Source organism: Streptomyces sp. SLBN-8D4 (assembly GCF_049739545.1).
Classification (GTDB): domain Bacteria; phylum Actinomycetota; class Actinomycetes; order Streptomycetales; family Streptomycetaceae; genus Streptomyces; species Streptomyces canus_C.
On record NZ_JBMGQC010000001.1, the window covers coordinates 941,479 to 956,423 of the forward strand.

The following is a 14,945-nucleotide window of genomic DNA, read 5'->3' on the forward strand; positions in this document are numbered from 1 at the left end:
GGCTTCACGGTCTACGAGGAGGCGCGCGCACTGCTCGACTGGGGGTTCGGCGCGGCCGGGCGGGTGGATCCTGTGGGCTCGCTGGACGCGCTCAGGGTGAAGCCGCAGCCCGGGCCCGAGGCGGTGCCGGTCGCTGCCGCGGTCTCCCCAAGGACCTCCGGCCCCGGCTGGCTGGCGACCTGGGCCATCCTGGGCGCCGCCGGACTCGGCGCGGGCTCGATGGCGTTGGCGCTGCGGGCCCGGTTCGGGCCGCCGACGGCCGACTGACCCGCCGGCAGCCGCAGCAGCAGGCCGAGGGTGATCCAGGTGTAGAGGTTGCTGCCGAGGAAGCCGTCGATGCCCGACGCGTCGTCGAACCACAGCCACACCACACTGGTGCACAGCACGGCGTACAGGGCGCCCGCGATCCGCGGGTGCCCCGTACGCACGAGGACGGCGAAGGACGGCAGCAGCCACACCAGGTGGTGCACCCAGGTGATCGGGCTGACCAGGCAGGCGGTCAGCCCGGTCAGCGCGAACGCGGCCGCCCAGTCCCCCGCCGCCACCGCCCGCCGGGCCCGTACGGCCCACACGCCCAGCGTCAGCAGCACGGCCACCGCCCAGACCACGCGGTCCGTCTCGCCGAGCCTGGCCAGAATGCCCTGCAACGACTGGTTGGAGACGTAGTCCAGCCGTCCCACCCTGGTCGTGTCCCACATCGCGTCGGTCCAGTAGAAGCGCGAGGCGTCCGGCGCCACCAGGGCCGCGAACCCCGTCGCGGTCAGGGCAACGACGGTGGCGACCGCCGCCGCGCGCCCGCGCCGGGCGAGCAGGAGCAGGCCGATGAAGAGGGCCGGTGTGAGCTTCACCGCGGCGGCCAGCCCGATCCCCATACCGGCCCAGCGCTCCCGGCCGGTGGCGAGCAGCCACGCGTCGACGAGGACGAGCGCCAGCAGCAGGAGGTTGACCTGGCCGAAGCTGAAGGTGTCGCGCAGCGGTTCGAACAGCGCGAGCGCGCAGACGCCCAGGGCGCAGCCGTACCAGCCGTGGCGCCGCCAGGACGGGCCGGTGAGCAGGCGTACGACCACGGCCAGCGCCGCCAGGTTGAGCAGCAGGCCCACCGCGATCGCGGCGCGCAGGTCGAGCAGGGCCATCGGGAGCATGGCGACGGCCGCGAACGGCGGGTAGGTGAAGCCGTACGTCGTCCCCGGCACCCGGTAGTCGTAGAGCCGTCCGCCGTGGTGGACCCAGGTGTCGACGGCTCCGTGGTAGACGCGCAGGTCGAACCAGTCGCGCAGGAGCGGCACGGTCGCCGTGAAGACGGTGACGGCGGTGCCGGCGGCGAGGACGAGCAGCAGTCGGCCGCGATCCGTGGCCGGCGCCCTCATGCCGTGTGTCCGGTGGCCGGGACCTGGGCCGTCTGGTGGGCCTGGACCAGCACGACCAGGGCGAGGACGCCTCCGGAGACGGCGAGGACGAGCTGCCCGGTGTCGGCCGGGCCGCCGCTCGGGAGGGTGGCGAGCGCGAGCACACCCGTCACGGCCGCCACCCGGTGCCGTACCGAGGCGCTGGGCGCGGCGGCCGCTATGAGGAACAGCCCCCACAGCGCGTACCAGGGCCGGATCGCCGGGCCGAGGGCGGCGAGGGTGGCCAGGCTCAGGCCGAGGGCGTAGACGGGTCGCGGACGCAGGCGCAGCCAGGTGTGGCCGATGACGGCGACGGCCGTGACGATGCCGAGCGCGTGCCAGAACGGGACGGCCAGCGGGGCCAGATCGCTGCCGAACCGTTCCAGCAGGGCCGCGGTGGCGCGGCCGAGGAGGCTGGTGAGGGCCCAGTTCCCGGACGACACAGGGGTGTTGAGGGCGCCGATCCAGCCGTAGCCGGTGCCCGCGACGGCCGTCGCGGCGACGGTGGTGGCGGCTGCCGAGACGACGGCCGTCACCACGGCTTTCGCCGGACGGTCGCCGGCCCGGACGCGCAGCACGACGATCGCGGCGAGCCCGAGGACGGCGGGGGCCTTGACCAGGGCGGCGAGAGTCACGAGTACGGCTCCCAGGATCGGCCACCGGCCGAGGGCGGCGACCAGGCCGAGGCCGAGCAGTCCGAGCATGACGGCGTCGTTGTGGGCACCGGCGACCAGGTGCAGCAGCACGAGCGGGTTGAGGGCGCCGAGCCAGAGCGCCGCGGCCGGGTCGGCGCCGCTGTGGCGGGCCAGGCGGGGCAGGACGGCGGCCATCAGGGCCACGCCGAGCAGGGCGACCAGCCGCAACCCGAGCAGACCGGCGGGGAGTTCACCGCGGGACATCTTGGCCAGCGCGGAGGCCAGGCCGAGGAACACGGGGCCGTACGGGGCGCCCGTGTCGCGCCACATGGGGGCGACCTCGTCCGCGAGGGGACCGCCGAGCAGGGCGGGGCCGTGGGCGTAGACGTCCATGTGGGCGTCGGCCATGGCGCCTTGGGCGAGGTAGCTGTAGACGTCCCGGCTGAACAGGGGCGGGGCGAGCAGCAGCGGAATCGACCAGACGACGAGGACGGCCATGAGCTCGCGCGTGCCGGGCCGCCGGTCGGGGCTGCGCACCAGGCGGCCGAGGAGGAGCCAGGCCGCTATCAGCAGGACGACACCGAAGTAGGCACCGACCAGCCCCAGGGCCGCCTGGGGCGAGGCCGGGGTGAGGAGTTCCCGGACGGGCAGGGCTCCCGCGCTCTCCCCGCCCGCGGCGAGGAAGGCGGTGCCGACCAGACCGAGGACCTGGCAGCGGCGGAGATCGACGGGAATGTTGGCCAACACGCGAGCAGCGTGTCAGTCGTGGGTGGCTGACGGGCGACGAGGCGGCGACCGGGGTGTGACCGGTACATGGTCGGGTCCGGGATGCGGGTCCGGGACGCGCTCACCCCGGCTCAGAAGACAGAGAGGCCCGTCAGCGTCGTGAACCTGTCCAGGGCCGCCACCCCCGCCACCGAGTTGCCGCGCTCGTCCAGACCCGGGCTCCATACGCACAGCGTGCAGCGGCCCGGGACCACCGCGATGATGCCGCCGCCCACCCCGCTCTTGCCGGGCAGGCCCACCCGGTAGGCGAAGTCGCCGGCCGCGTCGTACGTGCCGCAGGTCAGCATGATCGCGTTGATCTGCTTGGCCTGGCTGAGGGTGAGCAGGCGGGTGTCGTCGGCGCGGATGCCGTGGCGGGCCAGGAAGGTGGTGGCGAGGGCCAGGTCGGCGCAGGACGCCCTGATCGAGCACTGGCGGAAGTACTGGTCGAGCAGGGCCGGGATGTCGTTGTCGATGTTGCCGTACGCGGCCATGAAGTGGGCCAGGGCCGCGTTGCGGTCGCCGTGGGCGGCCTCGGAGGCGGCCACTTCGTCGTCGAAGTCCAGGGCCGGGTTGCCGCTCTCCTCGCGGAGGAACGTCAGCAACTCGCCCGCCGCGTCTCCGGTACGGCTGTGGAGGCGGTCGGTGACGACGAGGGCGCCCGCGTTGATGAACGGATTGCGCGGGATGCCGTTCTCGTACTCCAGCTGCACCAGGGAGTTGAAGGGGTTGCCGGAGGGTTCACGGCCCACGTGCTCCCAGAGCTCGTCGCCCTCACGGGCCAGGTCGAGCGCGAGGGTGAAGACCTTGGTGATGGACTGCGTCGAGAACGGCTCGCGCCAGTCCCCGACGCCGTACACCGTGCCGTCCAGCTCCGCGACGGCCATGCCGAAGCTGCGCGGGTCGCAGGCGGCGAGTGCCGGGATGTAGTCGGCGGGCGCGCCCCGGCCCGGGGTCCGCTCGATCTCCTCGGCGATGCGCTCCAGGACCGGCTGGAAGGTGAACGCCGACGTCGTTGTCATGATCACTATTGTGCCTCCGGGCCGGTCCTGGTGCGTGTCTCCACAGGTGGGGCCGTCAGGCCAGGGGGGAACCGCTGTTCGCCAGGACCTCGGGGCGCAGCAGCTCGGCGAGCGTCTCGGCGGGCAACAGGCCCTTCTCCAGGACCAGTTCGGCCACCCCGCGGCCGGTGACGAGGGCCTCCTTGGCGATGTCGGTGGCGGCCGTGTAGCCGATGTGCGGGTTGAGGGCGGTCACCAGGCCGATGGAGTTCTCGACCGTCCGGCGCAGTGCCTCGGTGTTGGCGGTGATGCCGTCCACGCAGCGCTCGGCCAAGGTGCGGCAGGCGGCACTCAGGTGGGTGATCGACTCCGACAGGGAGTGCAGGATGATCGGCTCGAAGGCGTTGAGCTGGAGCTGCCCGGCCTCGGCGGCCATGGTGATCGTGACGTCGTTGCCGATCACCTCGAAGGCGACCTGGTTGACGACCTCCGGGATCACCGGGTTGACCTTGCCGGGCATGATCGACGAACCGGCCTGCACGGGCGGCAGGTTGATCTCCCCGAGCCCGGCGCGCGGTCCGGAGGACAGCAGCCGCAGGTCGTTGCAGCTCTTGCTGAGCTTGACCGCGATCCGCTTGAGGACACCGGACATCTGCACGAACGCCCCGCAGTCCTGGGTCGCCTCGACCAGGTTGGCCGCGGTGACCAGCGGGAGCCCGGTGATCTCGGCGAGGTGGCGCCGGGCCGACTCGGCGTATCCCGCGGGAGCATTGAGTCCTGTCCCGATGGCCGTGGCCCCCAGGTTGATCTCATGGATCAACTCGACGGCCTCGTCAAGACGTGACCGGTCCTCGCCCATCATGACGGCGTACGCCGAGAACTCCTGCCCCAGCGTCATGGGCACCGCGTCCTGCAACTGTGTACGGCCCATCTTGAGCACATCGCGGAACTCGACGGCCTTGCGGGCGAACGCGTCCTGCAGTACGGCCATCGCCTTGAGCAGTCCACGGACCGCGAAGACCGTCGCGATCTTGACGGCGGTCGGGTAGACGTCGTTGGTCGACTGCCCCAGGTTGACGTCCTCGTTGGGGTGCAGGAACGAGTACTGCCCCTTCTCGTGCCCCAGCAGCTCCAACGCCCGGTTGGCGATGACCTCGTTGGCGTTCATGTTGGTGGAGGTGCCGGCCCCGCCCTGGATCACGTCGACCACGAACTGGTCGTGCAGCTTGCCCTCCCGGATCTCCCGGCAGGCCTCGACGATCGCGGCGGCCTTCCTGGGCTCCAGCAGCCCGAGCTCCTCGTTGGCCAGCGCGGCGGCCTCCTTGACGGCCGCGAGAGCGTCGATCAGGTGGGGATAGGCGGAGATCCGGGTCCCGGTGATGGGGAAGTTCTCGGTGGCCCGCAGGGTGTGCACACCCCAGTAGGCGTCGGCGGGTACGTCCCGGTCGCCGAGCAGATCGTGCTCACGGCGGCTGACGGCGGCGGTCATCAAGGTGTCCTTCTTCTGAATGGGGCTCAGGCAAGTGCTTTTAGGGGCGCGGGGCTGTGCTGATATGCGGCTCCGCCGCGTGGGCGCGACGAGCCACGACGGACCCGCACGCGCGAACCGACATCGACGACCGGGCTCTCAGGCGCAGGCAGACGCAGCAACAGGCTCAAGGGAACGAACGGGCCGCACACAGCCGACCTCCCGGCCGCCCCCGAGAAGCGCCTCGCCCTGGAACTCCGTGAGCAGATCCGGCGAGACCCCGGCCCACGCGAGCGCCGCCGCGGCGACCGGCACGCGCGCCCGGTTCGCCCCGTCGGAGATCTTCACGGCGATCGACCGCCCGTCGGGCAGCGCGGCGACCTGGACGCCCTCGAATCCGTCCTTGGCGAGGAGGCCGGGCACGGCCTTCATCAGCGCGGCCACGTCCCGCCCCGCCCCGGACGCCATCTCGGCGTGCTCCCGCATCGCGTCGGCGACCCGGGCCTCGGGCGTACCGGGAACCGCCGAGGTGATGCGTGCGGCGGCCCGGGCGAGACCGTGCAGCGAGACGGAGAACAGGGGCGCACCGCAGCCGTCGACGGTCACCCGCGCGATCCGCTGTCCCGTCAGGTCCTCGACGATCTCGGCGATCGCCTGCTGGAGCGGGTGCGCGGGGTCGAGGTAGCCGTCGAGGGGCCAGTCGTTGAGCACGCAGGTGTACAGCATCGCCGCGTGCTTGCCCGAGCAGTTCTGTGCGAGCCGGGACGGGCCGCGGCCCTCCCGGATCCACGTGTCCCGGACGGCCGGGTCGAACGGCATGTCCGGGACGTTGCACAGGGCGTCCTCGGAGACACCCGCCAGCTCCAGGATCCGCCGGGCCCCGGCGAGATGGCGTTCCTCACCGGAGTGGCTGGCCGCGGCGAGCGAGAGGAGCTCGCCGTCGAGCGGCAGCCCGGCCCGGACCATGGCGACGGCCTGGACCGGCTTGAGCGCCGACCGCGGATAGAACGCGGCCTCGATGTCACCGAGTTGGAAGCGAACGGTTCCGTCGCCGTCGAGGACGACGACGGAACCGTAGTGCGTGCCCTCGATCAGCCCACCGCGGATGAGGTGGGCGACCGGGGCGTGGAGGGGCTCACGGACCAGGGGTGCGGCCGCGACGGAACTGCTGTACATCACTTCCTGCTTCTCCGGGAACGCCACGCGGATCACGCGTGCGTGCCAGTGGGTTGGGGCTGGGTGTGCGCGCGAGCGATCACGCGCCGGTGGATTCGGTCTCGGTGGAGGTGCGGGAGACCCTGCCCCGGACGGCGAACCAGCCGGCGACCAGGGCCGCGACGATCAGCGGGAGGCACAGCACGGTGGTGCGCCCCGCGCCGCCGTCGGCGTACATGAGGACCAGGACGGAGGCGAGGAAGGCCAGCGTCACGAGTTCGGTCCAGGGGGATCCCGGCAGTCGGTAGCCGGGGCGGGTCAGGTCGCCCTTCTCGGTCTTCTGCCAGAAGAGCAGGTGGCAGACCATGATCATGCCCCAGGTGGCGAGGATGCCGATGGCGGCGAAGTTCAGCACGATCTCGAACGCGTCGGCGGGGACCACGTAGTTGAGGCCGACGCCGAGGACGCAGACACCGCTGGTGAGCAGGATGCCGCCGTAGGGGACCTGGCTGCGGCTCATCACGCCGGTGAACTTCGGGGCGGAGCCGGACATCGCCATCGAGCGCAGGATGCGGCCGGTGCTGTACAGGCCGGAGTTGAGCGAGGACATGGCCGCGGTGAGGACGACGAGGTTCATCACGCCGCCGGCGGCCGGGATGCCGATGTTGGACAGGACGGTCACGAAGGGGCTCTCGCCGCCCGTGTACTTGTTCCAGGGCAGCAGCATCGACAGCAGGAGGACCGAGCCGACATAGAAGAGGCCGACCCGCCACATGATCGAGTTGATCGCCTTGGGCATGATCTTCTCGGGGTTCTCGGTCTCGCCCGCGGCGACGCCCACCAGTTCGACGGAGGCGTAGGCGAAGACCACGCCCTGGATGATCAGCAGCATGGGCAGCAGACCGTTCGGGAAGACGCCGCCGTTGTCGGTGATCAGGGCCGGGCCGGGGTGGTGGCCGTCGATCGGGTGCTGGGTGGCCAGCAGGAAGATGCCGATCAGCAGGAACGCCACGAGCGCGCCCACCTTGATGATGGCGAACCAGAACTCCAGCTCGCCGAACATCCTCACCGAGATGAGGTTGACGGTGAGGACGACCGCGAGTGCGATGAGCGCGATCACCCACTGCGGGATGTCGGAGAACATGCCCCAGTAGTGGGTGTAGAGGGCGACGGCGGTGATGTCGGCGATGCCGGTGGTGGCCCAGTTCAGGAAGTACATCCAGCCGGCGACGTAGGCGCCCTTCTCGCCGAGGAACTCCCGGGCGTACGACACGAAGGCGCCGGAGGACGGCCGGTACAGGACGAGTTCGCCGAGGGCGCGGACGACGAGGAAGGCGAAGACTCCGCATACCGCGTAGGCGATGAACAGGGAGGGGCCGGCGTCGGCGAGGCGGCCGCCGGCGCCGAGGAAGAGGCCGGTGCCGATCGCGCCGCCGATGGCGATCATGTTGACGTGCCGTGACTTGAGGGACTTGCTGTAGCCCTCGTCTCCGGCGTCGACATGGCCGGAACGTTTCTGCACATCGTCGTGCAGGGACTGCTCGCTCACGCCTCTGATCCGCCTTCCGTGGGACTGTCCGTGCGCGGGGAGCGCACGATGTCGGTGAGGGTGGTCTCGACGCGGTCGAGATGGTGGGACATGGCCTCCACCGCGTCGTGCTCGGAACCGTCGATCAGCGCCTCGACGATCGCGCGGTGCTCGCGGTTGGACTGCTCCCGGCGGCCGCCCAGCTCGTTGAGGAAGGCCGACTGACGCGCCAGTGCGTCCCGGATCTCCTCGATGACCCGGCGGAAGACCGGGTTCTGGGCGGCCTCGGCCACCGCGAGGTGGAAGAGGGTGTCCATCGCGACCCACGCCGTGGTGTCGGTCTCCCGTTCCATCCGGTCCAGGAGGTGGGCCAGGTGGTCGAGGTTCTCCGGGGTGCGGCGCAGGGCCGCGTACCCGGCGACCGGGATCTCGACATGGCGGCGCACCTCCAGGAGGTCGCTGGCCGCGTAGTCGCCGAAGGTGGGGTCCTCCACCGCGTTGGCCACGACGAAGGTGCCCTTGCCGGTCTTGGAGACGGTCAGGCCCATGGTCTGCAGGGCCCTGAGGGCCTCGCGCAGCACGGGCCGGCTGATCTCCAGGGTGCGGCAGAGCTCCGCCTCGGAGGGAAGCTTGTCGCCGATGGCGTACTCCCCGCGCTCGATGGCGTCACGCAGATGCGCCAGCACCGCCTCCATTGCGCTGATGCGCCGCGGAGGCTGACTGGCTGTCCGGCTGTCTGACAGGTTCACGGGAGTGATACTCCGGGCGGCGGGAGGGTGCTGTCAAGGGGGCGGGGGCAGGGGGCGCGGGACGCCGAACGCCTCGCACCTCCGGGGCGGTGGGCCGTCTCGCGCCCGCGTGGTGGCTGGGCCGCGGCCCCTGCCGTGTGGGCCACCATGCACGCCACTGGCGGTCAGTCGTCTCGCAACCCCTACGACCTAGACCGCCCCCACGCCCTCACGACAGTCGGCTGCCCCTCACCCCTGAGACGTGAGCCGCCCCGCAGCCCCGTACCCGTCAGCTGTCCAGCGTCCCCGTGGCCAGCAGGCCGAAGAGCAGTAGGCCCACGATGATTCGGTAGATCACGAAGGCGTTGAAGGAGTGCTTGGCCACGAACTTCAGCAGCCAGGCGATGGAGGCGTAGGCGACGACGAAGGAGACGGCCGTGCCGACGGCGAGCGGGGCCGCGCCCACGCCCGCGCCCAGGGCGTCCTTGAGCTCGTAGATTCCGGCCCCGGTGAGGGCGGGGATGCCGAGGAAGAAGGAGAGGCGGGTGGCTGCCACGCGGTCGAGGTCAAGCATCAGGGCCGTGGACATGGTCGCGCCGGAGCGGGAGAAGCCGGGGAAGAGCAGCGCGAGGATCTGCGAGCTGCCGACCAGCATCGCGTCCTTGAACGTGGTGTCGTCCTCCCCGCGCTTGTGCCGGCCCATCTGGTCCGCCGCCCACATCACACCGCTGCCGGCGATCAGGGAGCCCGCGACCACCCACAGGGAGGCGAGCGGCCCCTCGATGAGCGGCTTGGCGGCGAGGCCGACGACGACGATCGGGACGGTCGCCGCGATCACCCACCACGCGAACTTGTAGTCGTGGTGGTAGCGCTCCTCCTTGTTGACCAGCCCCCTCCCCCACGCGGAGACGATGCGCACGATGTCCTTGAAGAAGTACACGAGCACGGCCGCGATCGCGCCGACCTGGATGACGGCCGAGAACCCGACGACGGCGTCGTCGTCGACGGGGATGTTCATCAGCCCCTCGACGATCTTCAGATGGCCGGTGGAGGAGACGGGAAGGAACTCGGTCACTCCCTCGACGGCTCCGAGGACGACGGCCTGACCGACGCTGATGACGCTCATGGGATCCAGTTCTTCTCAGGGGAACGCAGGTGCGGAGGGCACAGTCTTACTACACGCGGACAAGGGCCTGTCGCGCGGCTCCCGCCGATACGCCTACGTCCAGACGGCCTGCGCCAGCGCCACCCCCGCGAAGGCGGCCCCGAGACCGGCCACCACGCTCGCGGCCACGTTGGCCACGCCGTACAGGCGTGCCCCGGTCTCGGTGAGCCGGAGGGTCTCGTAGGAGAAGGTCGAGTACGTCGTGAGGGCCCCGCACAGGCCGGTGCCCAGGAGGAGTTGGAGGTGAGGCCCGGCGGCCCCCGCGGCCACGGCGCCGGTGAGCAGCCCGAGGATCAGACAGCCCGTGACATTGACGGCGAAGGTGCCCCAGGGGAACACCGAGTCGTGCCGGGACTGCACCGCGCGGTCGGTGAGATAGCGGAGCGGGGCACCGACCATGGCCCCCAGAACGACCAGCATCCAGTTCACAACGACTTCTTACCCTTCGTGCCCGCTATGCCCTGGTTCGCGTGGCGGCCGACGTACCGGATGACCTCGCAGTGGTCGAGGGTCACCAGGCCCTCGGTGACGAGTTCGTCGAGCTGCGGCAGGAACTCCCGTACGCGCGTCTCGGTGTCGACGATGACGACGGCCACCGGCAGATCCTCACTGAGGGACAGCAGCCGGGAGGTGTGGATCAGGGAGGAGGCGCCGAAGCCCTCGATGCCCCGGAAGACGCTGGCCCCGGCGAGACCGGCGGCGTGGGCGCGGTGCACGATCTCCGCGTAGAGGGGCTTGTGGTGCCAGGTGTCGTTCTCACCGATGTAGACGGTCACGCGCAGGGCGCTGCCGGTCAGCCTCGTCATGGCCGCCTCCGCTTCAGGACGCGCGTCATGGCTGCCTCCACTTCAGGACGCGGCGGGCCGCCGTGGACGCGAGCCACACCGCCGTGAGGGCCGCGAGCAGGGTCGCGGCGAGATAGGCCAGGCCCGTGGCGGGCCGGCCGTGGTCGACGAGTTTCTGGATGTCGACGGCGTAGGTCGAGAAGGTGGTGAAGCCGCCGAGGACGCCGGTGCCGAAGAAGGGGCGGACCAGGCGGTGGGCGGCCCACACGTCGGTGATGACGACCATGAACACACCGATGACGGCACAGCCGACGACGTTGGTCCAGAAGGTCGCCCAGGGGAATCCGCCGGGCGGGGTGGGCCAGTGGAGGGAGAGCGCGTACCGGGCCGTCGCGCCCAGGGCGCCGCCGAGCGCGACCACCGCGACCACGGGCGCCTGGCCCTGCCAGAGGGACTGACGTGCGGGTACGGCGGGGGCGCGCAGGCTCTCCGGGGCTGTCATGGTCGTGTCTCTCCTACTCGCCGGGGCCCGGGCACACGGGCGCGCTCCATCGCAAGTAGGGACCGTTGGCGGCGCCTTCGCCGCGGTTCGGGTACGGCGGGCCCCACCGCCGTGCCGCGAGGATGATCGCGACCGAGGACCAGCCTAACGCCGGGGCGTCGCCGGGGTCACTTCGCGGCGGGCGGCTCGCACAGCGCGATACCGCGCTCCCAGAGGCTGCCGAGGACCAGGTGGCCGGAGGCCTCGCAGACGCTGGTGACCATGCGGAAGCGGGACCGGGTGCGGGCGAGGTGGTGGACGACCTCGCCCGTGTCGTCCACGGCGAGGACGCCGATGCCTCCCGTGGGGCGGTAGGGGGCGTGCACGGCGACGCGGGCGGCGGCCCGGCGTACGGGCGGTGCGGCGCGGTGCAGCAGGTCGAGCGGGGGCACGCGGGGTCCGGCGAGGGAGACCCAGATCGGGCCGTCGGGTCCGCCGCGCCAGATGTTGTCGGGCATGCCGGGGAGGTTCTCGGCGAAGTGCTCGGCGCGTCCGGCCAGTGGTCCGTCGAGCCAGTAGCGGGTGAGCCGGCGAGCCCCGGTCTCGGCGACGACCAGGAAGGACTCGTCGCCGCTCGCGGCCACGCCGTTGGCGAACTGGAGCCCCTCCAGGAGGACTTCGGGGGTGTCGTCGCCGGGTGCCAGGCGCAGCAGGCGGCCGGTGCCGGTGTGTTCGACGATGTCGCCGATCCACTGGTCGAGGGGGTAACGGCGGCTGGACACGGTGAAGTACACGCTGCCGTCGGACAGCGCGACCACGTTGCTGGTGAACCGCAGCCGCTCCCCCTCGACCTCGTCGGCGACCACGCGTACGGTGCCGTCGGCGAGGTCGACGCCCAGCAGTCCGCGTTCCGCGTCGCACACCAACAGGGCGCCGTCCGGGAGGAGTTCGAGGCCGAGCGGCCTGCCGCCGGTCTCGGCGAGCACCTCTACACGGGCGGCACGGGGTCGGGTCAGTCCGTCGATGCGCAGGATGCGGCCGTCCGCCACGCCGGCGAGAACCCGGCCGCGGGCGTCGGCGACGACGTCCTCGGGACCGTGGCCGCCGATCGCGACGTAATGGCGGGGAATCAGTGCGGTGGGACGGTCCATCGGGTGTCTGCCCTTCCGGTGCGGGTCGCTACCAGCCCTTTTCGAACATGCGCGCCACCTCGGCGATGCGCATCTCGTCGCGACGGTAGTACGTGCGCCACCGGACTCTCCTGGTGCGCAGCAGGCCGATGTCCACGAGGAGGCCCAAGTGGGTCTCCGCGACCGAGCGGGGCACGCCCAGCTTGACCGCGACCGCGCGGGCGGTGACTCCGTCCCGGCCGGGGTCGCCGTGGCGCTGCGACGGGAAGTGCGCGGCCGGGTCCTTCAGCCACTCCAGGATGTCCAGGCGCGTCTGGTTGGCCGGAGTCCTCAGCATCTCGTCCCCTCCGCCCCTCCTTCTGCGTGTGTCCACTGTCCCGCAGGGGAAGCCGCCGTGTCCCGGAGTCCTTGAGCTTGTCCGAGATGGAACTCCTCGGCGGCGAAGGGCCGTTCGGCGCGCGCGGCGGCCAGGAGGGGGCGCGCCCTCCCCGCGGGTTCGGGGCCGGGCGGGAGGTCGTGAAGACGGTGTGGGAGTGAGGCCCCCTCCGCCCGCGGCTCGTGGTCTCGCGGGCGGAGGGGAGTCGGTTCAGCCGTCGAGTCGTACGACCCGGACGGCGCCGGCCGGGACGGCGAGCCGTCCCGCGGCACGTTCGCCGGTCAGCAGTTCGGTGCCCGCCGCGTCCAGGGGCACCTTGGCCTCCGACGCGGTGTGGTTGACCATGAAGACGTAGGAACCGGAGTCTCCGTTGCGTCGGACCACCTCGACGTCGTGGGGCAGGTCGGCGCGCGAGGGGAGCTGGGCGTCCTCGGCGGCCCAGCCGAGCAGCGCGTCGAGGCCCTGGGCGGCCAGGCGCGTGGAGACGTACCAGGCGGTGCCCTCGCCGTGGCGGTTCCGCGTGACGGCGGGGTGGCCGGCGGCCAGGCCGTCGGCGTACGTCCACACGGTCTCGGCATCGCGCGGCACCACGAACTCGGTCCACACGTCACCGGTGAGCTCGGAGCCGTCGGGGCCGGTGATACGGACCGACTGGCCCGGCAGCAGTGGCGAGAACTCCTCCACGGTCAGGCCGAGGACATCCCTGAGGGCGCCCGGGTAAGCGCCCGCGTGGACGGCGTCGTGTTCGTCGACGATGCCCGAGAAGTACGACACGACGAGGGTGCCGCCCTGCTGGACGTACTCCTTGAGGTTGGTCCCCGCGGCCGCCGTCATCAGGTACAGCGCGGGCACGACGACAAGGGGATAAGCCGACAAGTCGGCTTCCGGACGGGCGAAGTCGACCGTGAGGTGGCGGTCGTAGAGGGCCTCGTAGAAGGCGTCGGCGCGCTCGCGCGCGTCATGGTCCTGGCTGGGACGCCAGTCGAGGTTCTGCGCCCACCACGAGTGCCAGTCCCACAGGACGGCCACGTCCGCCTGGGTGCGGGTGCCGCGGACGGTGCTCAACGAGTCGAGACAGGCGCCCAGTTCGACGACCTCGCGCCACACGCGCGTGTCGGTGCCGCCGTGCGGGACCATCGCCGAGTGGAACTTCTCGGCGCCGCGCCGGGACTGGCGCCACTGGAAGAACATGGCGCCCTCGGAGCCGCGGGCCACGTGTGCCAGGGAGTTGCGGGCCATCTGGCCGGGGGTCTTGGCGGGGTTGCGGGGCTGCCAGTTGACGCCCGAGGTGGAGTGCTCCAGCAGGATCCAGGGGGCGCCGCCCGCGACCGAGCGGGTGAGGTCGGCGGCCATCGCGAGGTTGACGTGGGTGCGGCGGCCGTCGGTGATGAGGTAGTGGTCGTTGGTGACGATGTCGACCTCGCGGCCCCAGGCCCAGTAGTCGACGGAGTCGCACTGGCTGAGCGCGGTCATGAAGTTGGTGGTGACCGGGACGCCCGGGGAGAGCCGGTGCAGGATGTCCCGCTCCATGCGGAAGTTCTCGCGCATGGTGGCGTCGGCGAACCGCTTGTAGGCCAGCGCCTGGCCGGGGTTGCCGACGGTGGCCGCGGTGCGCGGCGGGTCGATCTGTTCGAGGCTCGTGTAGCGCTGACCCCAGAAGGCGGTGCCCCAGGCCTCGTTGACGCCGTCGACACCGCCGTACGTCGACCGGAGCCAGCGGCGGAAGTGGGCGGCGCAGGAGTCGCAGTAGCAGGCGGAGACGGGGACGCCGTACTCGTTGTGCACGTGCCACATCGCGAGGGCCGGGTGGTCGGCGTAGCGCTCGGCGAGCCGGGTGGTGATGTTCGCGGCGGCCGCCCGGTAGGCGCTGTTGCTGTGGCAGATGGCGCCGCGCGAGCCGAAGGCGAGACGGGTGCCGTCGGCCGTCACGGGCAGCGCGTCGGGGTGGGCGCGGTAGAACCAGGCGGGCGGGACGACCGTGGGCGTGCCGAGGTCGACGCGGACGCCGTTCTCGTGCAGCAGGCCGAGGATCCGGTCCAGCCAGCCGAAGTCGTACACGCCCGGTTCCGGCTCCAGGAGCGCCCAGGAGAAGATCCCGACGCTGACCATCGTGACCCCGGCCTCGCGCATCAGCCGGACGTCCTCGTCCCAGACGCTCTCGGGCCACTGCTCCGGGTTGTAGTCCCCGCCGAAGGCAAGCCTGGTGAGGCCCCTGGGGGTGGTCTCCGGCATGGGTCTCTCCCGTTTCGATTCGTTGGGAACGTGCACACACAGCTCCAGAAGCGTGCGGCCCAAGATAACCGCACAGAGGTGACCCTTGCCAAGTGCCCTTCCTGACACATT

General features: G+C 71.5%; 15 protein-coding genes. 1 reads left to right on the forward strand and 14 read right to left on the reverse strand.

Annotated elements, in window-relative coordinates; all coding sequences use genetic code 11:
* Positions 1-11: 11 nt before the first annotated feature.
* From RKD20_RS04300 to RKD20_RS04360, 13 genes are all read right to left on the reverse strand, one after another.
* Positions 12-1,367 carry a glycosyltransferase 87 family protein gene (locus tag RKD20_RS04300; protein ID WP_424876473.1) on the reverse strand — a complete coding sequence of 452 codons (1,356 nt, stop codon included), beginning with the start codon at positions 1,365-1,367 and terminating at the stop codon, positions 12-14.
* Complete coding sequence (gene mptB, locus RKD20_RS04305; RefSeq protein WP_424876474.1) at positions 1,364-2,767, reverse strand: polyprenol phosphomannose-dependent alpha 1,6 mannosyltransferase MptB; 1,404 nt, start codon at positions 2,765-2,767, stop codon at positions 1,364-1,366. The genes RKD20_RS04300 and mptB overlap by 4 nt, the downstream gene beginning before the upstream one ends.
* 110 nt (positions 2,768-2,877) lie before the next feature.
* On the reverse strand, positions 2,878-3,807 hold the full coding sequence (locus RKD20_RS04310; protein WP_424876475.1) for a glutaminase: 930 nt from the start codon (positions 3,805-3,807) through the stop codon (positions 2,878-2,880).
* A 55-nt stretch (positions 3,808-3,862) separates the two neighbouring features.
* Positions 3,863-5,275 (reverse strand): aspartate ammonia-lyase, encoded by a 1,413-nt coding sequence (gene aspA, locus RKD20_RS04315; protein ID WP_424876476.1) that lies wholly within the window; start codon positions 5,273-5,275, stop codon positions 3,863-3,865.
* Between the two features lie 138 nt (positions 5,276-5,413).
* Positions 5,414-6,430: an asparaginase gene (locus tag RKD20_RS04320; protein ID WP_424876477.1), complete on the reverse strand. Its 1,017-nt coding sequence runs from the start codon at positions 6,428-6,430 to the stop codon at positions 5,414-5,416.
* A gap of 79 nt (positions 6,431-6,509) precedes the next feature.
* Positions 6,510-7,958: an amino acid permease gene (locus RKD20_RS04325; RefSeq protein WP_020118131.1), complete on the reverse strand. Its 1,449-nt coding sequence runs from the start codon at positions 7,956-7,958 to the stop codon at positions 6,510-6,512.
* A complete protein-coding gene (locus RKD20_RS04330; protein ID WP_424876478.1) occupies positions 7,955-8,686 on the reverse strand; it encodes a FadR/GntR family transcriptional regulator in 732 nt (243 codons plus the stop codon). The genes RKD20_RS04325 and RKD20_RS04330 overlap by 4 nt, the downstream gene beginning before the upstream one ends.
* A gap of 268 nt (positions 8,687-8,954) precedes the next feature.
* Positions 8,955-9,791, reverse strand: a complete 837-nt coding sequence (locus tag RKD20_RS04335; protein ID WP_424876479.1) for an undecaprenyl-diphosphate phosphatase — start codon at positions 9,789-9,791, stop codon at positions 8,955-8,957.
* 93 nt (positions 9,792-9,884) lie between these two features.
* Positions 9,885-10,259 (reverse strand): fluoride efflux transporter CrcB, encoded by a 375-nt coding sequence (gene crcB / locus RKD20_RS04340; protein WP_424876480.1) that lies wholly within the window; start codon positions 10,257-10,259, stop codon positions 9,885-9,887.
* Positions 10,256-10,636: a DUF190 domain-containing protein gene (locus tag RKD20_RS04345; RefSeq protein ID WP_424876481.1), complete on the reverse strand. Its 381-nt coding sequence runs from the start codon at positions 10,634-10,636 to the stop codon at positions 10,256-10,258. Before RKD20_RS04345 ends, crcB (RKD20_RS04340) begins: the two co-directional genes overlap by 4 nt.
* Before the next feature lie 25 nt (positions 10,637-10,661).
* A complete protein-coding gene (gene crcB, locus RKD20_RS04350; protein WP_424876482.1) occupies positions 10,662-11,117 on the reverse strand; it encodes a fluoride efflux transporter CrcB in 456 nt (151 codons plus the stop codon).
* A 167-nt stretch (positions 11,118-11,284) separates the two neighbouring features.
* Positions 11,285-12,247 carry an SMP-30/gluconolactonase/LRE family protein gene (locus tag RKD20_RS04355; RefSeq protein ID WP_424876483.1) on the reverse strand — a complete coding sequence of 321 codons (963 nt, stop codon included), beginning with the start codon at positions 12,245-12,247 and terminating at the stop codon, positions 11,285-11,287.
* A 28-nt stretch (positions 12,248-12,275) separates the two neighbouring features.
* Positions 12,276-12,563, reverse strand: a complete 288-nt coding sequence (locus RKD20_RS04360) for an ArsR/SmtB family transcription factor (RefSeq protein ID WP_424876484.1) — start codon at positions 12,561-12,563, stop codon at positions 12,276-12,278.
* A 77-nt stretch (positions 12,564-12,640) separates the two neighbouring features.
* Here RKD20_RS04360 and RKD20_RS04365 point away from each other — a divergent pair, with 77 nt between their 5' ends.
* The gene (locus tag RKD20_RS04365) at positions 12,641-12,763 is read left to right on the forward strand and encodes a hypothetical protein (protein WP_424876485.1); all 123 of its coding nucleotides are present in this window, start codon (positions 12,641-12,643) and stop codon (positions 12,761-12,763) included.
* A gap of 49 nt (positions 12,764-12,812) precedes the next feature.
* Here RKD20_RS04365 and RKD20_RS04370 read toward each other — a convergent pair whose 3' ends face one another.
* On the reverse strand, positions 12,813-14,834 hold the full coding sequence (locus RKD20_RS04370) for a beta-galactosidase (protein WP_424876486.1): 2,022 nt from the start codon (positions 14,832-14,834) through the stop codon (positions 12,813-12,815).
* Positions 14,835-14,945 lie beyond the last annotated feature (111 nt).